24 protein-coding genes are annotated in these 23,294 nt (G+C 45.8%); 9 read left to right on the forward strand and 15 right to left on the reverse strand.

The window, feature by feature from the left end; translation table 11 throughout:
- Positions 1–122 precede the first annotated feature (122 nt).
- The 8 genes from rpsC to rplC form a co-directional block, all read right to left on the reverse strand.
- Positions 123–851 carry a 30S ribosomal protein S3 gene (gene rpsC, locus QZW47_RS26175; RefSeq protein WP_293133893.1) on the reverse strand — a complete coding sequence of 243 codons (729 nt, stop codon included), beginning with the start codon at positions 849–851 and terminating at the stop codon, positions 123–125.
- A gap of 211 nt (positions 852–1,062) precedes the next feature.
- Complete coding sequence (gene rplV, locus QZW47_RS26180) at positions 1,063–1,422, reverse strand: 50S ribosomal protein L22 (RefSeq protein WP_193973606.1); 360 nt, start codon at positions 1,420–1,422, stop codon at positions 1,063–1,065.
- A gap of 97 nt (positions 1,423–1,519) precedes the next feature.
- The gene (rpsS, locus tag QZW47_RS26185) at positions 1,520–1,801 is read right to left on the reverse strand and encodes a 30S ribosomal protein S19 (protein ID WP_041623488.1); all 282 of its coding nucleotides are present in this window, start codon (positions 1,799–1,801) and stop codon (positions 1,520–1,522) included.
- Positions 1,786–1,968, reverse strand: a complete 183-nt coding sequence (locus tag QZW47_RS26190; protein WP_293133904.1) for a hypothetical protein — start codon at positions 1,966–1,968, stop codon at positions 1,786–1,788. The genes rpsS and QZW47_RS26190 overlap by 16 nt, the downstream gene beginning before the upstream one ends.
- Entirely contained in the window at positions 1,943–2,806 is an 864-nt protein-coding gene (gene rplB, locus QZW47_RS26195; protein WP_293133907.1) for a 50S ribosomal protein L2, read from the reverse strand. The genes QZW47_RS26190 and rplB overlap by 26 nt, the downstream gene beginning before the upstream one ends.
- A 155-nt stretch (positions 2,807–2,961) precedes the next feature.
- Positions 2,962–3,270, reverse strand: coding sequence for a 50S ribosomal protein L23 (locus QZW47_RS26200; protein WP_293133910.1), 309 nt, complete (start codon positions 3,268–3,270; stop codon positions 2,962–2,964).
- Entirely contained in the window at positions 3,263–3,895 is a 633-nt protein-coding gene (rplD, locus tag QZW47_RS26205) for a 50S ribosomal protein L4 (RefSeq protein ID WP_293133912.1), read from the reverse strand. Before rplD ends, QZW47_RS26200 begins: the two co-directional genes overlap by 8 nt.
- A gap of 137 nt (positions 3,896–4,032) precedes the next feature.
- Positions 4,033–4,668 carry a 50S ribosomal protein L3 gene (rplC, locus tag QZW47_RS26210; protein WP_293133914.1) on the reverse strand — a complete coding sequence of 212 codons (636 nt, stop codon included), beginning with the start codon at positions 4,666–4,668 and terminating at the stop codon, positions 4,033–4,035.
- 432 nt (positions 4,669–5,100) lie between these two features.
- On the opposite strand from rplC, the gene QZW47_RS26215 reads away from it, so the two are divergent.
- From QZW47_RS26215 to QZW47_RS26225, 3 genes are all read left to right on the forward strand, one after another.
- A complete protein-coding gene (locus QZW47_RS26215) occupies positions 5,101–5,577 on the forward strand; it encodes an NAD(P)H-quinone oxidoreductase subunit N (RefSeq protein ID WP_293133916.1) in 477 nt (158 codons plus the stop codon).
- 122 nt (positions 5,578–5,699) lie between these two features.
- Entirely contained in the window at positions 5,700–6,305 is a 606-nt protein-coding gene (locus tag QZW47_RS26220) for a VWA domain-containing protein (protein ID WP_293133918.1), read from the forward strand.
- 76 nt (positions 6,306–6,381) lie between these two features.
- Complete coding sequence (locus QZW47_RS26225; RefSeq protein ID WP_293133920.1) at positions 6,382–6,885, forward strand: hypothetical protein; 504 nt, start codon at positions 6,382–6,384, stop codon at positions 6,883–6,885.
- Between the two features lie 105 nt (positions 6,886–6,990).
- Here QZW47_RS26225 and QZW47_RS26230 read toward each other — a convergent pair whose 3' ends face one another.
- The 3 genes from QZW47_RS26230 to QZW47_RS26240 form a co-directional block, all read right to left on the reverse strand.
- Positions 6,991–7,542, reverse strand: coding sequence for a dCMP deaminase family protein (locus QZW47_RS26230; RefSeq protein WP_293133989.1), 552 nt, complete (start codon positions 7,540–7,542; stop codon positions 6,991–6,993).
- A 457-nt stretch (positions 7,543–7,999) separates the two neighbouring features.
- A complete protein-coding gene (locus tag QZW47_RS26235) occupies positions 8,000–8,875 on the reverse strand; it encodes a hypothetical protein (protein WP_293133922.1) in 876 nt (291 codons plus the stop codon).
- 38 nt (positions 8,876–8,913) lie between these two features.
- Positions 8,914–10,434, reverse strand: a complete 1,521-nt coding sequence (locus tag QZW47_RS26240) for a thymidylate synthase (RefSeq protein ID WP_293133924.1) — start codon at positions 10,432–10,434, stop codon at positions 8,914–8,916.
- A gap of 574 nt (positions 10,435–11,008) precedes the next feature.
- Between QZW47_RS26240 and QZW47_RS26245 the strand changes: the two genes are divergently transcribed.
- The 3 genes from QZW47_RS26245 (at position 11,009) to QZW47_RS26255 (ending at position 13,563) form a co-directional block, all read left to right on the forward strand.
- The gene (locus tag QZW47_RS26245; RefSeq protein ID WP_293133926.1) at positions 11,009–11,578 is read left to right on the forward strand and encodes an HD domain-containing protein; all 570 of its coding nucleotides are present in this window, start codon (positions 11,009–11,011) and stop codon (positions 11,576–11,578) included.
- A gap of 50 nt (positions 11,579–11,628) precedes the next feature.
- Entirely contained in the window at positions 11,629–12,762 is a 1,134-nt protein-coding gene (locus QZW47_RS26250; RefSeq protein WP_293133928.1) for an ABC transporter ATP-binding protein, read from the forward strand.
- Positions 12,763–13,155: 393 nt separating this feature from the next.
- On the forward strand, positions 13,156–13,563 hold the full coding sequence (locus QZW47_RS26255; RefSeq protein WP_293133930.1) for a hypothetical protein: 408 nt from the start codon (positions 13,156–13,158) through the stop codon (positions 13,561–13,563).
- 62 nt (positions 13,564–13,625) lie between these two features.
- Here the strand turns inward: QZW47_RS26255 and QZW47_RS26260 are convergent, their stop codons facing one another.
- The 3 genes from QZW47_RS26260 to rbfA all read right to left on the reverse strand — a co-directional run bounded on the left by QZW47_RS26260 (position 13,626) and on the right by rbfA (position 16,374).
- The gene (locus QZW47_RS26260) at positions 13,626–13,856 is read right to left on the reverse strand and encodes a DUF4327 family protein (protein WP_293133933.1); all 231 of its coding nucleotides are present in this window, start codon (positions 13,854–13,856) and stop codon (positions 13,626–13,628) included.
- A gap of 358 nt (positions 13,857–14,214) precedes the next feature.
- Positions 14,215–15,861, reverse strand: a complete 1,647-nt coding sequence (locus QZW47_RS26265; protein WP_293133936.1) for a glycoside hydrolase family 3 N-terminal domain-containing protein — start codon at positions 15,859–15,861, stop codon at positions 14,215–14,217.
- Positions 15,862–15,933: 72 nt separating this feature from the next.
- Positions 15,934–16,374, reverse strand: a complete 441-nt coding sequence (gene rbfA, locus QZW47_RS26270; protein WP_293133939.1) for a 30S ribosome-binding factor RbfA — start codon at positions 16,372–16,374, stop codon at positions 15,934–15,936.
- 275 nt (positions 16,375–16,649) lie between these two features.
- Here rbfA and sipA point away from each other — a divergent pair, with 275 nt between their 5' ends.
- Together sipA and QZW47_RS26280 are read left to right on the forward strand one after the other, a co-directional pair.
- Positions 16,650–16,889, forward strand: a complete 240-nt coding sequence (gene sipA, locus QZW47_RS26275; protein ID WP_293133942.1) for a regulatory protein SipA — start codon at positions 16,650–16,652, stop codon at positions 16,887–16,889.
- Between the two features lie 537 nt (positions 16,890–17,426).
- Positions 17,427–18,062, forward strand: coding sequence for a class I SAM-dependent methyltransferase (locus tag QZW47_RS26280; protein WP_293133945.1), 636 nt, complete (start codon positions 17,427–17,429; stop codon positions 18,060–18,062).
- Positions 18,063–18,428: 366 nt separating this feature from the next.
- On the opposite strand, the gene QZW47_RS26285 is transcribed toward QZW47_RS26280, so the two are convergent.
- The gene (locus tag QZW47_RS26285; RefSeq protein ID WP_293133948.1) at positions 18,429–21,764 is read right to left on the reverse strand and encodes an EAL domain-containing protein; all 3,336 of its coding nucleotides are present in this window, start codon (positions 21,762–21,764) and stop codon (positions 18,429–18,431) included.
- A gap of 574 nt (positions 21,765–22,338) precedes the next feature.
- Between QZW47_RS26285 and QZW47_RS26290 the strand changes: the two genes are divergently transcribed.
- Positions 22,339–22,779, forward strand: a complete 441-nt coding sequence (locus QZW47_RS26290) for a pentapeptide repeat-containing protein (protein WP_293133951.1) — start codon at positions 22,339–22,341, stop codon at positions 22,777–22,779.
- Positions 22,780–23,294: the final 515 nt, after the last annotated feature.

Consider the following 23,294-nt stretch of genomic DNA (forward strand, 5'->3'; position numbering starts at 1 on the left):
TAATTGGTAATTGGTAATTGGTAATCGGTAATTGGTAATCGGTAACTGGTTACTGCTGCCAAATATCAACTTCCAACTGTCAACTTCCAACTGTCAACTGTCAACTGTCAACTGTCAACTGACTAGCCTTCGTTCGATCGATCTTCAAAGTTCTGGCGGCGGCGCTTTTGTTTGGTGCGGGGCACGGCTGCATTTGGTGCAGCTTCTTGTTCCTGTCCAGGAATAATTTCGCCTTTGAAAACCCAAACTTTAATCCCGAGAATACCGTAGATGGTTTGAGCGGTGCAGTAGGAATAGTCGATGTCGGCCCGCAGGGTGTGCAAGGGGACTCTGCCTTCGCGCGTCCATTCGGTACGGGCGATTTCTGCGCCGTTGAGGCGTCCGCTGACTTGAATTTTGATGCCTTGAATGCCGACTTTTTGAGCGCGGGTGATTGCTTGGCGAACTACTCGGCGGAAGGATACGCGCCGTTCTAGTTGCTGGGCGATATATTCTGCGATCAGTGTGGCATCGGCGTCTACGCGCTGAACTTCAACGACGTTGATGCGAATTTGGCGGTTGTTGCCGAGTTGCTGCTGCAAACCGACGCGCAAAGTTTCGATACCTGCTCCGCCGCGGCCTACGACAACGCCCGGTCTGGCGGTGAAGACTTCTAGGTCGATTTGATCGGCTTTGCGCTCAATTCTGACCGAGGAAATACCAGCATTACTGAGGGTTTTGCGGACGTACTTGCGAATTTTAAAGTCTTCTTGCAAGAGTTCTGGATAGTTTTTCGGGTCAGCAAACCAGCGAGAGCGGTGCTCTTGGGTAATGCCGAGACGAAAACCAATTGGATGTATTTTTTGGCCCATAATATTTGATGAGTTAATTGGTAATTGGTAATTGGTAATTGGTAATTGATAGTTACCTGTTTTTTGAACTTTAAGCTGTCTGTACCTTTTACCAAATATCAAGGATGTAAAGCCCCTGCTCGAAGTCGGTGGATTGTTTGAGCGGCTGGGTTTAAATCCCGCTCTCAAAAACCTCGCTGTCAACTGTCAACTGTCAACTGTCAATTGTTTTTTAGTCTTCTAAGAGCGGAGCAACTATTACCGTAATGTGGCAAGTTGGCTTGCGAATTTGGTAGGCGCGACCTTGAGCGCGGGGTCTAAAACGTTTGAGGACTGGGCCTTGGTCTGCGTAAGCTTGAGAGACTACGAGTTTGGTTTTGTCCAATCCTGCGTTGTGTTCGGCGTTGGCTACTGCCGATCGCAAAACTTTAACGATTGGTTCGCAGGCGCGGTAGGGCATGAATTCGAGTAAAATCAGCGCTTCTTGGTAGCTTTTGCCGCGAATTTGGTCGAGGACTCGGCGCACTTTGAAGGGCGATGTCCGGATATAACGGGCGATCGCCTTAATTTCGGATGTGGTATCTATAACCATTTCGATTTGGGTAAGTAGGTAATTGGCAATTGGGGAAAAGGTAATTGGTAATTGAATGAAAAAATTTCGATTACCTATTACCTGTCACCTAATTTGGCTATCTTTTCGCCTTTTTATCACCACTTTTCGCGTGACCTCTAAAGGTGCGAGTGGGGGAGAATTCTCCGAGTTTGTGACCTACCATTTGGTCTGTCAGGTAGACGGGAACGTGCTGTCTGCCGTTGTGAACTGCGATCGTGTGACCTACCATTTGAGGCAGGATTGTGGAAGAGCGCGACCAAGTTTTAATTACTTGTTTTTGGCCTGCGGCGTTGAGTTTTTCAATCTTTGTCATCAGGTGGTCTGCGACAAATGGGCCTTTTTTTAACGATCGAGACATAATTTTGGGAATTGGGAATTGGGAATTGGGAATTGGGAATTGGGAATTGGGAATTGGGAATTGGGAATTAGAAAAGGTAAAACATTTTTTTCCATTCTTCCTTCCTTCTTCCTTCTTCCTTCTTCCTTCTTCCTTCTTCCATTAACTTTGTCTGCCGCCCTTGCCACGCTTGGAAGATTTGCGGCGGCGCCGGACGATTAAAGCGTCGCTGCGCTTGTTTTTGCGTCGAGTTTTGGCACCCAATGCTGGTTTTCCCCAAGGAGTCATAGGCCCCGGACGCCCGATGGGCGCTCTGCCTTCGCCACCACCGTGCGGGTGATCTACCGGGTTCATGACGCTACCGCGAACGGTTGGTCTGCGACCTTTCCAGCGGGTACGGCCTGCTTTACCGAGGCTGATGTTTCTGGCGTCTGTGTTGCCAACTTGACCGATCGTAGCGTAGCAGTCGGCGCGGACTTTCCGTTGTTCGCCGGATGGCAGTTTGAGGGTGACGTAGCTACCTTCTTTTGCCATTAGCTGAGCGCTGGAGCCTGCGGAACGGACGATTTGTCCGCCTTTTCCTGGTACTAGCTCGACGTTGTGGACGCTGGTACCGAGGGGAATGTTCTTCAGGGGTAGGGCGTTGCCAATTTCGATCGGCGCGTCTGGGCCTGAGACAATTACTGTACCGACGTTTAAGTTGAGCGGGTGCAGGATGTACCGTTTTTCGCCGTCTTTGTAGAACAAAAGGGCGATCCGGGCGTTGCGGTTGGGGTCATATTCGATCGCCTTGACGGTAGCAGGAATGCTGTGTTTGTCGCGGCGGAAGTCGATCGTTCTATAAAGCCGTTTGTGACCGCCTCCCCGGTGGCGGCAGGTAATGACGCCTCGGTTGTTGCGGCCTTGTTTGGTGTGCTTGTTGCCGGTTAGAGACTTTTCAGGCTCTGATTTGGTAATCTCAGCGAAGTCCGAGACGGTATGTTCCCGGGTGCTGGAGGTATAAGGTCGGTAAGAACGGATGCCCATAATCGCTTTTAGATTTTAGATTTTAGACTTGGGATTTTGGACTTGACAGTTTTGGATTTTAGATTTGGGATTAAGTTAACTTGCGAGTTTCCTGGATGGGAAGTTTGCATCAGTTAACTGGAATCTAAAATCTAAAATCTAAAATCCAAAATTGGCTAAACTTCTGGGAATAGGAGTTTGCGGATGGAGTCTCCGTCTAGCAGAGTTACTGTTGCTCGCTTGTAGCAAGGTTTAAAGCCGACGAATTTACCTACTCGGCGCTTTTTGCGCGGCGGGTTTTGGGTGTTGACGCCAATGACTTTGACCTTAAATAGTTCTTCGATTGCAGCTTTGATTTGAGGCTTGGTCGCTTTTGGTGCTACGTCAAATGTGAATTGATTTAATTCCATCATTCGGGTAGCTTTCTCGGTGAGAATCGGACGCTGGATCAAATCTGCGTAGTCGCGGGGGTCGATTTTACTCACCGTAAATCTCCTGAATTTTTGCTATGGCTGTAGAGGTGACGATTATTTTGTCAGCCGCGAGAACGTCGTAAACATTCAGAGAAGTTGCCAAGATGACGTTGACTAATTCGATGTTGCGTCCTGACAGGTAAACGTTGAGTTGCGGTTCTGGCAAGATTAACAGAACTTTTTTATGGGCGTCGATACCCCAACGGGCGATCGCACTTAGCAATTCTTTGCTTTTCGGTCTCGGAAATTGCTCTGCAAATTCTTCAACCACAATGATGTCTTCGGTACGGCTAAAGAATGCTGTCCGCAAAGCGAGACGGCGTTCTTTTTTGTTCATTTTGACTTCAAAGTCTCTCGGCTTCGGCCCGAAGATGACACCGCCGCCCCGCCACAACGGAGAACGGATAGAACCTGCTCTGGCTCGACCTGTGCCTTTTTGACGCCAGGGTTTGCGACCGCCGCCTCTAACTTCCGATCGAGTTTTGGTGCAAGCATTCCCTTGACGGGCGTTGACCATTTGCCGTCTCAAGGCTCTGTGAACGATGTGAGACGCATTTTCTTCTTTGGCTACGCGAAGCTCTAAAGTTGTTTCTCCAACTTCTTCGCCTTGCCAATTTCGCACTACACAGTTAACCATATCTTTTGTCCTTTGTCTGTTGTTAGTTGTCTGTTATTATTTGTTGATTGTCAGTTGTTGGTTGTTATTTGTTGATTGTCAGTTGTTAGTTGTTGCTAATAACAAATAACCAATAACAAATAACCAATAACCAATAACTACCACCCAACTTTTTTCTCAGGAACAACATTGACTAAGGCGCCAGCTTTTCCGGGAACTGCTCCCTTGATCAGCAACAAATTCTGCTCTGCATCCACCCGGACAATTGTCAGTTTGCGGACGGTAACTTGAACGTTGCCCATGCGTCCTGCCATTCTTTTACCGGGATAGACGCGTCCGGGAGTGGTTCCAGGTCCGATCGATCCAGGTTCGCGGTGATTCTTAGAACCGTGAGACATGGGGCCGCGTTTGAAGTTGTGGCGCTTTTGAAAGCCTGCAAAACCTTTACCGATGCTGGTACCGATGACATCTACGATTTGCCCCGGTGTAAAAGCGTCTGCTTTTACTTGTTGGCCTAATTCAAAGGAACTGGTATCTTCCAAGCGGTATTCGTGCAAGTGGCGCAATGGATTCGCCCCCGACTTGGCAAGGTGTCCCAATTCTGGCTTGTTGAGAGCCTTTGGTTTTACTTCTTCGTATCCAATCTGAATGGCAGTGTAGCCATCAGTTTGTTTAGTTTTGATTTGAGTTACTGTACAAGGCCCTGCTTGTATGACGGTGACGGGGATTGCTCTCCCTTCGGCGTCAAACACTTGAGTCATGCCTAGTTTAGTGCCAAGAATGCCTACAGACACGGATTTTTTTCCTTTTATTTACGCAAGAGGTTTCGGATTGCGAAGTTTACGTCAATCCGCTTGCTCTTGTGCAGAAACATCTATTTCAGTGTTCCTGCAATTAACTGTTATCAACCAACAGCCTTCCTCGGTGTTTAAAATTTGAGTTTTAAATTTGGGAGCGAGCTTGTGGAAGTCTTGCAAGGGTTGAGATTCTAGGTTTTTTACCTGTTCGATCTCCGACTTTGATTTCGGTCTTGCTTATTTGGGCTAGGACTTGGATAGCAAGCTACTCAGTATCCTTTGACAGCGCCAGTTCACAATAGTACATGAAGTGTTTGCTATTTGTCAAGGCCTATTTGATAACTTTGTCGCCTCAGCTTTAGCATTTATAATACTTTAAGCTCGCAACGGGCGATCGACCAAATTTAAAACAGCAGGCTAGACAAATTTATGGGACTGATTACAACTGGTGCGGATATGATTCGGGATTTGGAAAAGTCGGGGTCGCTAGCCCTGTACGTTCCTTTAGAGGGAGGATTTGAGGGCCGTTACCTGCGACGGCTGCGGGCTGCCGGCTACGGTGCGTACACAATTACGGCGCGGGGTTTGGGCGATTTGGCGATGTATTTGACCGGAGTTCACGGGGTGCGGCCGCCACATTTGGGCAAGAAAACTACTGGCAATGAAGGGGCTGTGGGTTACACCTACTACGTACCTCCGATGTTGCAAACTCAATTAGATAATTTGCCGCCGAAATCAAAAGGACTGGTGCTTTGGATTATTGAAGGGCAGGTTTTGTCGAGTCAGGAAGTTGAGTATTTGACTGTTTTGCCGACGCTAGAGCCGCGAGTTAAAATAGCAGTAGAGATGGGGGGCGATCGAGCTTTTAGCTGGAAGCCACTTAAAAACGCTTTAGTTGCAGCTTAAATTCGGGTATTTGCGATCGCAAATCAACTAAAAAACGCAGCGAGCAACATCAAGCTCAACCGCTTCGGCTCGCTGGTTTTGCTCTTTTTGGGAAAAACTTCTTAATTAACAGGAAAAATAGTATGCTTCAGAACCGCGATTACACAATCATCATTGACAAAAGCGGCAGTATGTACACCAAAGACCAGATGGGGGGAAAAAGTCGGTGGGCGCTGATGCAAGAATCGACTGTCGCACTGGCGAATAAATGCGAAGAACTTGACCCAGACGGCATCACAGTTTACGTTTTTTCTGGTCGCTTCAAACGCTACGAGAATGTAACATCAGCTAAAGTAGTGCAAATCTTCCAAGAAAACGAACCTTCCGGGACTACAAATTTGGCTGCGGTGCTGCTAGATTCTCTCAACAATTATTTTCAGCGCAAAGCATCCGGTAAGACCAAGCCAAATGGCGAAACCATATTAGTGGTGACGGACGGCGAACCGGACGATCGCAAAGAAGTGATGAAAACGATTATAGAGGCATCGCGGAAGCTCGATCGAGATGAAGAGCTGGCGATTTCCTTCATTCAGGTAGGGAATGCCCCGGAAGCGACTAAGTTTCTCAAGATATTGGATGACGAACTGCAAAGCGCTGGGGCTAAATTCGATATCGTTGATACAGTGACGATGGATGATATCGAAGGAATGACCCTGACGGAAGTATTGCTGAATGCAATAACTGATTGAGGAGGCTGTGCGTTGTTTGCGAGATTATATTTGTGCCTGGTTCCTGGGCAGGATTTTTTAAAGGGGGTTTTAAGTCATGGAATCGATCGATCGCTTGTTAGCTGAACTTAGGGCAGAATATCAAGCATCTCAAAAAAATCGCGACGTGCCAAGTCAGCCGCCAGTGGAAGCACAACCGCTTTCCCAACCAGCAGCAGCACCGTCAAATCAAACATTTAAAACAGCAGATATTAAGTATCCTGGTAATCTTGACAAAGATTTAGCTGAAATTAAGGCTGAATACGCAGCACAAAATAAAGCTCGGGAAGTGGCTGCACAGGAACCGCTTCAGCCTCTGCACGAAGCAGAAAATAAATCTCAGGAAGTGACTGCACTAACACCGAAACCCCCAGAAAAAATTGTGCCGTCAGAGTTAGACGTGCAAACGCACAGGCAAAAAGTTAGGCAAGCTCAGGTTTGGCTGAAAAATTTAGATAAAAATTCCGATGAGAGATATTGGTTCGATCAGTTTGCTTTTAAGTATAGTTCGAGGATAGATGCGGCGATCGACTATTTGCAAGCTGTCAATGAGTTTGATTGATCTGGTTAGTAGTGAGGACTTTAGTCCTGATTGGATGCGGACTAAAGTCCTCACAGGTTAGTAGTGAGGACTTTAGTCCTGATTGGATGCGGACTAAAGTCCTCACTACGAACCGAATGGTCGATCGTCTTTAGGCACAGATGTAGCATTCAGCAGAAATGAAGCCGATCTTTTTGCTGTACTTTCAGATAGCTTAATTTGTTTGAATTCAACAATACCATCGGCAATAAAAGAATCTCTCAACTCAGCTTTTTCTCCGCTGTTAAAAACAGTTTCGTAAAATACTTCGCGAATGCCGGCGGAAATAATTAATTTCAAACAATAAATGCAGGGTTCTAAAGTCACGTAAATACTAGCCCCAGCCGTAGATATCCCGTGTTTGGCAGCAGTGGCGATCGCATTTGCTTCAGCGTGAACCGCCCGCGACGGCAAAGTTTTGCTAGCGTCGCAACTGCTCAAACCCGGATAGCAGAAGCCTTGAGCCGTGCAGTGTACCGTACCTGAGGGGGAACCGTTGTAACCCGTAGCTAAAACTTGCCTGTTTTTAGCGATTACCGCGCCGACGGGAAAAGCCAGACAAGTCGATCGAGTCGCGGCCAATTTTGCCAACATTAAAAAGTATTCGTCCCAATTTGGTCTTTGATAAGTTTTCTTCATAAGCTGCTGTATTTTTTTCTGTTCCAAAACGTTTTTGAGTTGGTTCAAAGCATCTTCATAAGTCTGGAATTGAACTTCAGCAATTAGTGTAGGGATACCAAGTGGAAATCTTGATATAACTTTATCTTTTTCATAAATAATCACAATAGGAATGTTATTCGTTTCAGCATAAGCTAGCTCCATTCCCACACCAAAAGAGAAGGAACCAAGATAAGCAATAACTAAATCTGATGTACTTACCTGATGCTTGTCTCTTTCAAATACTTGGCTAGGACTAACATCAGGGTTATTGATAGGATCGGTATACATATGCGGAACATAAGCTTGAAAACCTATTTCCTGGCAAAGCAAACCAATGGCTTCATAGAAACTCTTGACTTCTGCTGGTTTCTCAATTCCTGTTAAAGCACCAGATATATATACTTTGTTCATTGATTTTTACGCTTTCTCAACAGTATTATTTTGGAACCGAGGTTGCTTTAGGAGTGGGTGCTATTTGTGTCTTTGGTGTGATGATTGGTGTTGGATCAAAAGAAGGTGGCGAAGAAGATCTCACAAATGCTATCCATCCTGGAATACCTGCCACAATTGCTGCTAATGCCCCGATAATCCCAGTCCAAACCATCGGCTCCCACTGTGGCCAATGCTTACCAACTAAACGGTAGCCGATAGATTTTTGTTTAAGCTCATCCTTGGCTGTTTGATATTCTGGTGATGCCTCTAACATTTTCCTAATATCCTCAGGGTGTCCTTGTCGCCAACGATTTTGTGGATCATCGTTGAACAACCAGTCACTAAGTTTTTTCGGTCTTCGACATCCTTCAGGAATAGCATCATTAACCTTGCCAGGAGACTCCCTAGACTGCGACGGAAAAGAAGATTTTGAACTCAACCTATGAATTCTTAAATATGCAATAGTCTCACCTACTTGAATCTGTATCTCATTGTCTGATAAATTATGGAGAGCTATAGCCATAACACCTCCATAATTAGGATTAACTCTTGTTCCAATATGTCCAAGGCCTTGTGATACTAGCTTTACTGTTGAATGAAGAGAGCCACATAAATAATTACCCAGAAATACTGATTCCTCAGTCCATATTATAGCAGTTTTTCGGCTCGGAATTTTAATAAATTTATTATTATCCTGATCTGTAAAAAGCAAGTCTTGTGGCTCTTGAGTCGGTTCAGCTATGTTAAATGTATAAGCATATTCACTTGCCCTGAGGCATAAACAGCAACCTCTGATGCTCTTTCTTCTCTCGTAGAAAGGATAAATCAATATACCTCTACCTAGCTCGTTGATAATATCCCACTCGCTTAGAACCGACATAAACTATTTCCTATGCTTTAACTTTACGACGCTTAGATTTATTGATCCTGAATATATTTTTTGCCAGTTGCAATGCAGCCAAAAGCCTTCTGGATTTCTAGCCCTAAGTAACCTGAATGTTCGGGCTGTATTGCCGGAGAATTAGCACAAATTTCTCGTAATAGCTTGAGAGGATCTCTGCCACTATAATGCTTGGTAATCTCGCCACTGCCAGGAGTTGTTTGGGAAACAACTATTGCTTTATCCTCCACTTTAATTAAGAAGTTTCCGACTGGATCGCAATCAGAATAAGTTGGATCAAAACAACGCCTACGTTCTGTATCAACAATTTTTTGGTAGTGCTGGTTGATAATCCGGTCAACTGAATCGAAAGTATCATCGTAGATATGGGCACTCTGACTAATGGTAATCAGTGGACCCATCTTTAGATCGTACTCCGATCGCTGAGCGATCGCGTCTCGAATATGTTCTTGCAATTTTCGCAATCCTATAGCGTTAGCGGGCCAAGCGCTAAACATATCGTTACTGCGGAAAGTAGCAGTCATTGACAGTTCGTTATCCACAACTCTTAGCCAGATATGGTTAAGGCATGGACTACCACCTGAATCGTGATCGGCTACATCCCACAGCGACATAACTGCACTAGCAGCGTCAATCTCACCTATTAATTTATTAATAACTTGTTCAATCTGGTCGCGTCCACCAAACCAAGAACGAAGACGCTGCCCATAAGTGTATTTAACACCTTCTCGTTTCACTGAATCATCTAATATTTGTGTAATGTATTCTTGAACAAAAGGACGGTCAATGGGCAGATAATTTGGTTCCGGGAAATAAAAACCTAGTGGCTCATTTTTCACCACAGCTATTAAATCAATTAATTCTTGCCATTGGCCATCATAGCCAGTCGGTCGAATTGTACCTGTCGTCTTGATGCGATGAATAATTTTAACCCAAGTTTCTGCAATTGTTGTTCCTTCTATCCTATGACCGTAGCGCGGCCCAGGTTGAATAGTAGGAACGATTTCAGATATAGGGAATGGTGGGTAATCACCCCAAGGTTCAAGTATGTTCTGTTGTGAGTAAGATTTGACAAAAGCTACAGCTTCAGAAATGGATTTTGCTTCTACTGGTTCTTTGATAGATTGCCGTAATTTTTCTAAGGCACTAGCTGGAATTTCAATATCAATATAGCCAGTAATGGGAGACCGAATCACCCAACATCTTCTTCCGGTATCACTGGTACCTTCTGTGAATCCGTGACGGAAGAAGTCTAGTAGGCACTTACCTCCACCAGCATTGAGGTCTTCTTTCGTAGCGTTCATGATTACTAAAAAGTGGACATGGGGATTGAATAAAAGATTCCGAATCAGAAAGCTAATTCCACGAGTTGAACTGTAAAGCTGTCCAATCACAGCAAACTCATGGGGCTGAAGGTGTTTGGCGATCGTTTGCTTTACAGTCCACCCAGTCACTACAGCGGTTTGACCAGTTCCGCAAATCAGTTGGTTTGGCTTGTGTAGTGGTGTGTACTGGAATAGGGTTGCCTGCTGACTCATTACTTTTATGGTTGGCTAGAAATCAAAAAAACTGCTACAACACATTAACAGATTTCAGGATATTTTTACTAAATTTACCAAGATTTTTCTGGATCAACCGCAACGCAGAGCGAGCAGAGAGCGCAAAAGGCTCTCTGGGCGTAGAGGGTTCTCTGGGCCCAGAGGAACAGAATAGAGAGATTAACAAATCATTATTTAAATAAAATATGAATATTTAGCAAAACAATTTAAGTTTTTAGATGAGCCGTTCATTGACTGGCACACTGAATCCTGAAGCAGGATCGCACTTTTGACCGTCCAGCCGCTGACAATCGCTGTTTGCCTGGTACCGCAAATTAATTGATTCGGTTTGTATCGGGGTTTGTACTCAAATTTATTGGCGAGATTTATTGCTGTCATGGTTTACCGTTACTTGCACCGCATACCAATACTTTTACTTGATCGACGCTCAATTACAATCAAGACTTACGGATTAAGCTAAAGAAACCGGGTTTTTTACCGAATATGCTGGCTTGAACCAAGTATTTTCGTAAAAAAACCCGGTTTCTGACCACTCATGCGTCCAAGACTAACAATGATACTCTCAAACCGTTTTTCCGAAGCCCTCACCTATGCCACCCAATTGCACGCAACTCAAATCCGCAAAGGTTCCGGCGTTCCCTATATCGCTCATTTGTTGGGTACTGCTAGTATAGCTTTGGAATATGGGGCAAATGAAGATGAGACGATCGCAGCTTTGCTTCATGATGCGATCGAAGATCAGGGCGGCGCCACCACCCGCGAAGCCATCCGCCAACGCTTTGGCGATACTGTGACAGCGATTGTAGACGGCTGTACCGACAGCGACGCGACGCCGAAACCTCCTTGGCGCGATCGCAAACAAGCTTATATCGATCGCATTCCTCAAGCTTCCCACTCGGTCAGATTAGTGTCGGCGGCTGATAAACTCTATAATGTGCGATCGATCCTCAAAGATTCCCGTCAAGTGGGTGACTCCGTTTGGGAACGCTTCAAAGGCGGCAAAGACGGTTCTCTCTGGTACTATCGTTCTCTAGTAGAAGCATTCCGCCAAGCTGAATCAACGCCCCTAGTTGAAGAATTAGACCGCACAGTTTTAGAATTAGAACAGTTTTCTGAAGGCTGAAGGCTGAAGGTAAAAAGCACTAACTATCAATTACTAATTAGAGTCAAAAAATGGCAAATGTTCGCTTAGAAAATATTACCAGACGCTACCAAAATGTCACCGCGATTGAAAACATCAGTTTCAAAATCCCGGATGGGGAATTTTGGGTATTAGTCGGGCCATCCGGCTGCGGAAAGTCTACAATTATGCGGACAATTGCAGGTTTGGAAACCGCAACTTCTGGCAATCTTTACATCGGAGATAATTTAGTTAACAACATTCCGGCGAGACAGCGGGATGTCGCAATGGTGTTTCAAAATTATGCGCTTTACCCGCACATGACTGTGGCTGAAAACTTGGCTTTTGGATTACGGATGCGGAATGTTGACTCAACAAAAATTCAAGCACGAATCGAAACTGTAGCCCGATCGCTGTCGATCGACCATCTCCTCAATCGCAAGCCCAAACAGCTATCAGGCGGACAGCAGCAGCGCGTAGCACTCGGAAGGGCGATCGCCCGCGAACCGAAAGTTTTCCTCTTAGACGAACCGCTTTCCAATCTCGACGCCCAACTGCGAGACGACACTAGGGCTGAACTCAAACAACTTCATCAACGACTGGGAATTACTACGGTTTATGTCACCCACGACCAAGTGGAAGCGATGACTTTAGCTGATAAGATTGTAGTCTTAAATGGGGGGAAGATTCAGCAAATCGGAGACCCGCAAAGCATTTATGCTAAACCTGCTAACCGGATGGTTGCCACATTTTTAGGCAATCCCGCTATGAATATTTTACCTGCAATTTATGCTAACGAATCTTTTCAGGTGGGAAGTCAATCTTTAGGCTGTCCGCCTTCGATTCAAAAAAGATTGCAGGCGAGAGAAGGACAAGCATTTGATTTGGGAATTCGTCCCGAAAATATAGAAATCTTCACGCCAGAAACAGCAGCAGATGACGATTTTAAAAGAGATTTTTGGGCGTTAGAAAAAGTTCCTCTCGATATAGAGGTAAAAGTGGTGGAACCTTTGGGGCGAGAAATTTTAATTCGGGCGAGTTTACCTGCGTTGAGCGCTGAAACTACTGTACAGTTACAAGTACCCGCGGGTGTTCGCTTGCATCCGGGCGATCGGCTGACGGTGCAGCTTGACTTCGATCGACTATTTATCTTTGACCCATCCACCGGCGAGGCGCTGTATCCGTAAATTGGATTCAACCTCAAATCTCAAATAGATAGTTTGCGATCGCCCGCTGCTTCCTCAGAAACCTGGTTTCTTCCTAGATTTCTCGTAACTCAACGCCTATTTTTCGTATAAACCCGGTTTCTCGCCGCCATGTGTCTTGATAGACGGCTCCTTCTAGTGACGATGTTTCAATCTTTGTCACAAAACTTTACACTTGACGTTTCTTAATTTACGCAGTAATGATACAATGAGTGTATTGGAAAAAAAAATCATCCCTCTAAAGGCGTATTTTTCCTGAGTGGGCGATCGCGACGGACAACTTTGCACCGGCGCTCGAAAAGCGGCAAGCCCGCCGCATATGGATTAAGTGGCGAACCAAAAACTCCGAAAAACGTTCTAGCGGCATTTCTTCAGATGAATCCAGACAACCTGCCTCAAATGCTGCAAACAGGATTTCACCTAACTTTAGGTGCAACTTCCTTTTTACTTGAGACATTGCAAGATGCTCAGAAGCGAGAAGAAAATCTGGATAAACTCAGACAGCCAGATTTCGGCCTACTCGCGGATGAGTTGCTCGAAAAAGGAGAAATGACCGATCGAGAAGCTCGGAATTTTGTCGATACTATTTTCTCTCAACCAGGCGATCGGGAGAATGCCAACAGCGAATCCGGATCGGCAAAGCAATCGGAGACAGCAACTGACACAACTCCCGAGTCGGTTGTACGGCCTGACATAAAGCTAGAGATTCAAGAATTAACTGCACATATGGCAGCGCTGAGATCGGAATTGGAAAATTTGCGCGCTGAAAATTCCCGCGATTAAAGAATCAATCATTTTTAACACAGTCAGATTTTAGTTGGAGACTTATTGAAGAGAACCAAGCTTTAGTCGTTGTCCCAGTTTTCAGTACCGATCAAGTCGGCGATGCGATCGCGTAGCAAGAAGTCGCATTTTTCCAGTTCTCCTTCGACGCAAGCCCATTCTCGGGGCGGGATGAACTGACAAAGCGTGTAGATAGGCTGTTGCCGGCTCAGTACGCCTTCGTGCACGAGGTGGCGTGCTTCATCTTGGATGACATCTAAAGAGTATTGGATTTTGATAGTTGAGTGAATCATAATGCGCCCTCAAGGTTTTACTTAAAAAAATTTATGGCCCTGTTAATAATATAGTCGAAACTTCCAAATATGTTCGTTATTTTTTTTTCTGTATACCCTGATACTTTTTTCTGATATATTAAAAAAGTTATCACAATGATTGGTAAGCGATCGCATCTGTTTTTGGATGTGAAGGCGCAGTTATAATCCAGGATAACAAACTGAGCCGCTGAAAAGCTAAATTTATCACTTTTTGCAGGGCTAGATTCCCGGTTTTTGGAGAGAAACTCTGCCGCGAAAGGCAAAGTTTCTCTCCAAAAACCGGGTGAATCAATTTAACTCCTGACACAGCCAAGAAAAAATTCAGGAGTGGGGCTACTTAAGCATTGCCTGTTTTGTCACTTCCGAACAGCAACTCTAGAGCGAGAGATTGCGCCACAGGCATCTGTCCGAAACAAAATACATAAGGAATACTTGGAGGCAAGTGTGGCAAGAATTGCTCTAAAACGTAGGGACTTCCGTAAATTACCACAGCTTGCAGTTTTTGCGTCCTTAATAAATTATTAAACCAATCTTTAGCTGCTTGAGTCAAGCCAGCACTACCTCGGAAGCAATTACCGCGAATGAAAATTTGCAGCAGTGTCCCAGAAAAATGCTCGGTGCTTGAATTATCACTCACAGCGCCCGTGCGATCGTCAATTAGTTGCAATTCGTAACCCAACTGATCGGGAATGGCGATCGCCGGAGTGTGTTTCCCCAAAAACTCGCAACCCAAAACATCGTCCACCACAATCAAATTCCGCAAAAGCTGGTTCTGAGGGGACTTTTTCGCGACTAAAGGTAGCTTGCCACCAAATTTTAAAGAATCTCGCAAAATATCGGCAGCCGTTGCCCTTGCTTCTGTGGTTGCCAGCAAAATTAAATCGCTGCAACTCACCCCTTTGCTAAGGGCGGGTTGAGGTGGCTCGAATTTGGGATTTGTCGCTGTTTGCTCGATCGACAAACCTACCTTAATTTTTGCTTTCCAAATTCGCTTGACAGATTCCTTAATTTGTGACATAGAAATGCGCCCTTGAGTCACAGCTTCGCAGACAGCAAAAATCGCCCCTTCGGGGTCAAGCGGCATCAGCAAAACATCAGCACCAGCCTCAGCCGCCAAAACAGCAGCTTCATTAGCACCGTACTTATTGGCGATCGCACCCATCACCAAAGCATCAGTTACGATCAAACCATCAAATCCCAACTCTTGTCGCAGCTTCCCAATCAAAATTTTGCGAGAAAGAGTAGCGGGAAACTGGTCATCCCAAGCCGGAATCAGCAAGTGGGCGCTCATCACAGCATCGACCCCAGCGGCGATCGCCTCAACAAAAGGAGGCAACTCAACAGCAGCCAATCGATCGGGCGAATGCGGCAAAACCGGCAATTCCAAGTGAGAATCAACCGCCGTATCTCCATGGCCGGGAAAATGCTTAGCCGTAGTTAAAACCGGATGTTTGAGAGCGCCGCGAATAAAAGCACTTGCCAAATTGCCGACAATTTCCGGTGTCTCGCCAAAAGCGCGGACGTTAATCACCGGATTGTCAGGATTGTTGTTAACATCCACCACCGGTGCGAGAATCCAATTGAGACCGATCGCCCTAGCTTCGATCGCCGTCACAGCGCCCATTTGTTGAGCATAGCGAGTGGCCGCTTCTGGATCGTGCAGCGCAATTTCAGCAATAGCCATCGGCGGCCCGAACCAAGTCGCCCCCGCGAACCGCTGGCCGACACCTTCTTCAATATCAGCAGCCAGCAGCAGCGGAAATTTTGCCGCATTCTGCAATTGGTGCGATCGAACCGCCAATTCCGCAGCACTTCCCCCCACCAAAATCACTCCACCGACGCCCAACTTTTCCAGATAATAGCGAAGTTTGTCGGCCGTAGGTTCCCAGGTCCGATAACGAATTTGGTGGTCGAACAAGTAGCCAGAAGCGCGCACCACGAACATCTGGGCTACCAGTTCGGGTAAGGAAAGATTGTCAATCATGGGTAATTTGAAATTGTTGACTGTTGACTGTTGACTGTTGACTGTTGACTGTTGATTGCCTTCAGATGCTAATTAATCCTCGTCTGCTTCATCATCATCATCATTGGTCAATTTTTCGCCATCACCCGTCAATTCTTCGTCATCAAACATACCTGGTTTGCGATCGGCAGAAAGCTGATTCAGCAGTATCACCATTTTATCACCCCGTTCCAGGGAACCATCTTCTAGAAATGCCACTCCTGGTGTCCGGCGTAGTTGCAACCGCTGCCCCAACTGGTTGCGGACGTAGCTAGTCGCAGATTTCAAACCTTCCATAGTCTCGGCCTTCGCCTCATCAGTACCGTAGATGCTGACAAAAATCTTTGTATGTTGAAGGTCTCCCGAAACAATCACGTCGGTAACGCTAACCATACCCGCACCTACGCGATCGTCCTTGATTCCATTCAGCAACATCAGGCTGACTTCCCGTTTAATCATTGAAGCTACGCGCTCAATGCGACGACTTGTAGCCATACCAACTATCCCCTACTTTCATATCAGCCATTTTTTATCAATTCTTAGTTTGACACAAAGCTGTCAGTCGATTTGAGGTTTTAGATTTGAGATTTGCTGGTGCGTATTTAATCTCGGAGGTTGAACGTTGTTCTCAACTCTTAATCTCTCCCCGACTTAAGTCATGGGTTTGTACCTATTTTTGGGCTGGTAGAAGAGAATTCTGCCAAAAGTGCGCCACAATGAATCTGGGCTGACCTAGCCGTGCCACGATCGCCAATAAAAACATAAAAACTATGGATAAAGAATTTACCATCGGTCAAAAAGTCCGAGTTGTGGCGATGCCGCCATACGTGAAAACTGCCGAACCGATGCCGATGCTGCGGGCTGCGAATGTAATTGCGATCGGGGCCCTGGGTGTTGTGATCGATCGGCGTCCCGGCAATTATTGGGGCATTCGCTTTGAAAAAGGTGCTTTTCTCTTAGACAGTCAGTACATCGAAGCTGTGGAAACTACTGTAGAAGGTAATGTGTAATCGGGAATGGGGAATGGGGAATGGGGAATGGGGAATGGGGAATTGATATCACTTTTGATAGGAGCAGGAAGCCCCGGGCTAACTCTATGGGTCGTCTGCGGTTGCAGTTTCAACCGCCTTTAATATAGATGCTCTCAGAAAAATGAGGTGTTGATTAATTAATTAACTATTCCTCAATTCCCAATTCTTTAATCGTTCTCCTCTCTTCGGCTCCACGCTCGCCCAGCCCGAAGTCTCACGCCGAAGTCGCAAATCTAAAATCTAAATCAGTACCTGATATAGCTGCATAGCTTGGGTTAGCTAAGGGTGTCCCCATAGAACTCTCTAGCGTTAGCTTTTGCGAGGGACACGGAAAGCAATCGCGGAGACTTTCTTTGGTTCTCAATTAACAGCAGGTGCGGGGGAAGCAATTACCTTTTCAACCCAAGCATAGGGTCATATACCTGAGAAAGACTATATTTCTTAAATCCTCTTGACAAACCCCGGATTGTTTTGATATATTTTTCCCAAAGGTAGTTTAAACAAGAAAAATTTACTATGAAACCTATGAAACCTTCAGAGCAGGAATCAGTACCTTCAAGCATTTTTGATGAAATTTTTAGCGCTTCTGCCGATCCGTGGGGATATACATCGCAGTTTAATGAAATCAGTAAATTCCGAGCAACGATCAAAGCTTTGCCAAAAGTTCAATTCAAAAATGCTTTTGAAATCGCCTGTGCGATCGGTGTACTGACAGAGCAACTAGCCAAAAAGTGTGACAGATTGCTCTCAGTAGATTATTCAGAATTAGCATTAGTGGAAGCTAGAAAACGCTGTAGGGATCTCCCACAAGTACGATTTGAGAATATGCAGATTCCCCAACAGTTCCCCACTGAGAGTTTCGATTTGATTTTATTTTCAGAAGTTGGCTTTTTTTTGACGCTCGAAGACCTGCATAAAACCAAAGAAAAAATTATCGATCGATTACTTCCTGGGGGTTATCTCTTAATGGTTCATTATCGGTTGACAGCGGGGGATTATTTTATCCTGGATGGGGAGACAGTTCACGATACTTTTATCCAAAATTCTGCATCGTCTTTAAAACATCTTGGCGACCCGCGCAAAAAGTTTTTGATGCTAGATTTGGCCCGTCATCACAAACGCTATCGGATGGATTTATTTCAGCGATTGTAAATGGCGTAAGTAGACAATTGTGAAAAGCGATCGCCCTTAATTATCCGCTTTGCTGTTCGGTAAAAAAGAGCGCTCGCATTACCCTCAAGCAAATTCCTCAAAGTCGCATCCTCCCCCAAAACCTTCAACACTTGCTTAATTTCCTGCGTCCCCTGTAGAAGGTAATGGGTAATGGAATGGGGAATATCGTGTCCGGTCAATTATCCGACATAAAATATGTTTGATCGTTCGGACGGAGAGTCCTTTCTATACTTTGAAGAAGGAGAAGAAGGACTTGCATTCCTTACTACGAACCTGAGAATGGTTAGATATCCACACAATACAATCCGTTAAATCCGTAAAGAATCCGTTGCCGAACTTCCCTCTTCAAGAAGCCAGCTTGGCCTCAAAAGCTAAAGAATTAACCGGAAAATTTCCCAAAACTTCCTCTAAACTAGGATAGCCGAAATTACAAGATTCAGGCTTTCCCAAAAAATAACCTTGAGCGTAATCTACCCCGAGATCCTTAAGTTTATCCATAACTGCTTGACTTTCCACATACTCCGCTATAGTCTTTATTCCCATAACGTGAGCAATTTTAGTGATAGCTTCCACCATGGCAACATCAATAGGATTGTCCGCAATATTTTTAATAAAATTTCCGTCAATTTTGATATAGTCAACTGGCAAACTTTTGAGGTAAGCAAAAGAAGACATCCCGCTGCCGAAGTCGTCCAAGGCAAACTGGCAGCCGAGTTCCTTGAGCTGCCAAATTAAGCTGGCTGCCTTACTGAGATTGGCGATCGCCACGGTTTCTGTAATTTCAAAACAAATGATTTCCGGCGAGATTTGATGGATGGAAAACTGCTCTTGAATAAACTCGATCAACTTTTCTTCGTTGAGGCTGTCCCCAGAAAGGTTGATTGCATAAAGGCTGGGATGTTTGGCAAATGAGGATTGTGAATTAGACGGGGAAGAGCCAGCAGGTAAGGTAACAATTTTCTCGCTCTCGGCCGCGGGATTTTGGACTAAGAGATTTGCCGTTAAAATTTTAGATAAATTGCTAAATAAAGTGCGAATTACCCAGCGATCGATCGTGTGCATCAAGTTGTAGCGTTCAGCGGCCGGAATAAAAGCCATCGGCGACACTAACTGACCCGTTGCAAGCTGGAGGCGGAGGAGAATTTCGCAGTGGGTGCCGATGGTGGGAGAGTTGAACAAAGGTACGATCGGCTGAGAGTACAAGCGAAAGCGATTCTCTTCTAAAGCTTGATTGATTTGCACTACCCATTGGGTTTCGCCGTGCTGTTTGATTAATTCTCGATCGCCTGCTTGATAAACCTGCACCCGGTTGCGGCCTTTATTTTTAGCAGCGTAGCAAGCAAGATCGGCCGCGCTCAACACCGCAGATGTTGAAGCTGTTTTGGGGTTAATTGCCACCAAACCGATGCTGACGCCGATCGAAAAAGTTTTATCCTGCCACGCAAACCGGAATCCCTGAATGCTGTGCAGCAGCAATTCTGCCACCTCTAAGCCGTGTTCGGGGGAACAGTTGTACAGGAGTACGGCAAACTCATCGCCGCCCAGACGCGCCAAAATATCCGTTTTGCGGATATTGGTTTTAAATAGCTGACTGACTTGGCGCAGCAGTTCGTCGCCGGCAACGTGACCGTTCGTATCGTTAACTATTTTGAAGCGATCGAGATCCAGGTAAAGCATCACGTGTTCTTGCCCGTAACCTTGAGCGCTGTGCAGGGCGTGTTCTAGCTGGTACTCAAATTCGCGGCGGTTGACCAATTGCGTCAGGGGGTCGTGAGTAGCCTGCCAAGTAAGCTGTCGCGCTTGAGTTCGCACTTGAGTCACATCTCGGAACACAACGACGGCCCCGACAATTTCGCCGTTGCAGGCGTGGATGGGGGCGACAGAGTGGTCGATCGCAAATTCGCGGTTGCTGCGAGCAATCAGCAAACTGTTGTAGCCTTGGTCAACAATCCGACCTTCATACAAAGCGATTTGGGCGATATTTTCGATCGGCATCCTGGTAGTTTCGTCAACTATTCTCAGCACGTTGGCCAGCGGCAAACCTTTAGCTTCCCAGGTAGACCAACCCGTGAGTTTTTCAGCAACTGGATTGAGGGTAGAAATGCAGCCGTCGCTGCCAGTAGTGATGACAGCATCGCCGATCGATTGTAGAGTAACCTGAGCTAGTTCTTTTTCCTCAAAAAATGCTTGTTCCATGCGCTTGCGATCGCTAATATTGCGCTGCACAGACACCCAGTGAGTAACGTTTCCCAACTCATCAGCAACAGGTACGCTGTTGAGTTCCACCCAATAAGTGGAACCGTCTTTGCGGTAGTTAATCAATTCCAAGCGCAGCGGTTCTCGGCGAGAAAAAGCGCGCCGAATTTTGGCAACTTGAGCGCCATCGCTGTCGGGCCCCCGCAGACAACTGGGGGTTTGACCGATAATTTCTTCGGGGCGATAACCGGTCATTTGAGTAAAAGCTTCGTTGACGTAGATAATTGTGGGATCGGAGATATTGCTGTATCCCGCATCCATAATCACGATCGCATCGTTAGCGTTAACTACGGCAGATTCTAGCAATTGCAGCCGCACCTCTGCCTGGTGGCGAGTAGCGATTTCCCTTTCTAGTCGGCTGTTAGTCAAGCTGAGGGATGCGATCGCCTTTTGCAACTCGCTAGTCTGTTCTTCGATGCTGGCGTGTAAAATGTCGATCGCCCCGGACATTTCCATCGGGCCAAGTACGCGCAGCAAGGTGCTTTGAGTAACAATTCCCAGCAGTTCTCCGCCTTCTCCAGTTACTACCAACCTGCGGACTAAACGCTGCTGCATTTCCTGATGAGCTACCCACAGCGAGTCTTCAGGCTTAAGACTAAATAAGGGGGTACTCATCACAGTTTGGGCGATCGTCTGCGACAAATCTATATCTAAAGCTTGAAATTCCACAATATCCCGTTCTGTGACCATACCTACGGGAATTGGGAACGGCAAATTCATCGATAATGCTGTTGATGCTGTTGATGCTGTAATTACCACACAGCTAACGCGGTGTCGCGCCATCAACTCAGCCAAACTCATAACCGAAGCTGTGACAGGCGCCTGAATAACTTCAGAAGTCATTACTTCTTTCACGCTGCGGATTTTCAAGATATTTGCCGGTTGCACCATTGCTTGGCGAATGCTTTCCGGGGTTATTACTCCTAGGAGTTTGCCGGAATTATCCAATATTGGCAGGTGGTGAATTCTTTGTTGATCCAGCAGAATTAGGGCGCTGAAAATGTCTTGCTCTTCACCTTTGGTCAGAATTGCCGCAGGCTGCTTCATGACTTCTGCGATGGTGACATTTTTTAACTTTTTGCCCGATGCAATCAAATCGACAAGATCCCTCTCAGTGAAGATGCCTTGCAATTGAGAATTTTGAGCAGAGGGTGTGGACGATGTTTCGAGGGATTGTTCCACCACCAACACGCAGCTACCTGCCGCATCTCTGAACGTGCTTGAGCTGGGGGGATTGGCGATTTGTGTTAGTTGCGGGTAGATATCCGTTGGTAGCATCTCTGGGTTGAGAGAGCAACTGCCGCGCCGTTGGCCCATGAGGATAATTACGTCTGCTAGCGGGGTAGTGGGTGCAACTGTCAAGGGGCAGCGGTCGATTACTCGATCTAAAGTCGGCAGATACTGGGAAGAATCATGTTTGAGCATATTTAATTCATTTTGGCGATCGCGCGTTGACTCTGCAACCTTGCTAAAAAAGTGCTGCTTTCAAAGCAGTACCTGGATTTTTACAGCGCTGCTGAGACGTAATTAAAATTTTTTATTAAAAATGTACCCCGAACTTAGGCAGGGAAGCTTGCCTGTGACGGCTGTGGCTCTACCTATAAAGTTATAACCATATATTGATTTTAGGGGTAAATTTTCTGTCCCGTGACAGTTTTATTATAAATAATTTATTCTTGGGGAACTTTTTTGCCGATAATTAACTTATAGGATGTCGATCGCATCGCTAATCATATCCATCTTCAGCAAGACGCGTATGTTCGCTGTCCGAGCTAAGCTAGAAGAGGTTACTACCAAAAGAGACTGTATTCAGTTCGGTAGTGTTAAGTTTTGCGACCTAGAGTTTTGCGAGCTTTGAGAAACCACCTGTGCGTTGTCCGAGATAATCGATATCACAGCAGGTCTGTGAATTCGATCGCAACTTGCGAAAACCACCGTGGTAAGATTGTAGATATAAACAGAAGAACTAAAACACCAAGTTTGCTGAGGAAAAGGGATTATGAAACGTCATCTATTAACCGCTAGTCTTTTAATTAGTCCCCTACTGTTGGCAGGCCCGGCGGGCGCGGCAAATCCCGCTCACGTCCAACAGTTAATCTCAACAGGCCAATGTTTTCAGTGCGACTTGTCGTCCGCGAATTTGGCCGAAGCTCATTTAATTGGTGCAGATTTGAGAGAAGCAAATTTGCAAGGCGCAAACCTCTCTCACGCCAACCTCGAAGGCGCTGACTTGACGGGCGCTAACTTGACGGGTGCCAACTTAACCGCAGTTTTCCTGACTAATGCCAGTTTAAATGACGCAGACCTCGATCGGGCAAATCTAACCGCCGCCATCATCAACACCGCTGACGTATCCGGCGCATCAATGGAAAATATGACCATTACTAATGCCAAAATCTACAATACCCAAATCGGCGTCGGTGGCAGCTACGACCAATAAACTTTTTTAAAGAATGCAAAGCGCCCATTTTCAGTTACAAAACCCGGTTTATCCCCAGAAACCGGGTTTTTAGTTTTGAGGTTCGTAGTGAGGACTTCAGTCCTATCTTTTTTTGCGGACTGAAGTCCTCACTACAAACTTGTTTTGAGGTTCGTAGTGAGGACTTCAGTCCTATCTTTTTTTGCGGACTGAAGTCCTCACTACAAACTTGTTTTGAGGTTCGTAGTGAGGACTTCAGTCCTATCTTTTTTGCGGACTGAAGTCCTCACTACAAACTTGTTTTGAGGTTCGTAGTGAGGACTTCAGTCCTATCTTTTTTGCGGACTGAAGTCCTCACTACAAACTTGTTTTGAGGTTCGTAGTGAGGACTTCAGTCCTATCTTTTTTTGCGGACTGAAGTCCTCACTACAAACTTGTTTTGAGGTTCGTAGTGAGGACTTCAGTCCTATCTTTTTTGCGGACTGAAGTCCTCACTACAAACTTGTTTTGAGGTTCGTAGTGAGGACTTCAGTCCT

It is taken from the genome of Microcoleus sp. bin38.metabat.b11b12b14.051 (assembly GCF_013299165.1).
Taxonomy (GTDB): Bacteria; Cyanobacteriota; Cyanobacteriia; order Cyanobacteriales; family Microcoleaceae; genus Microcoleus.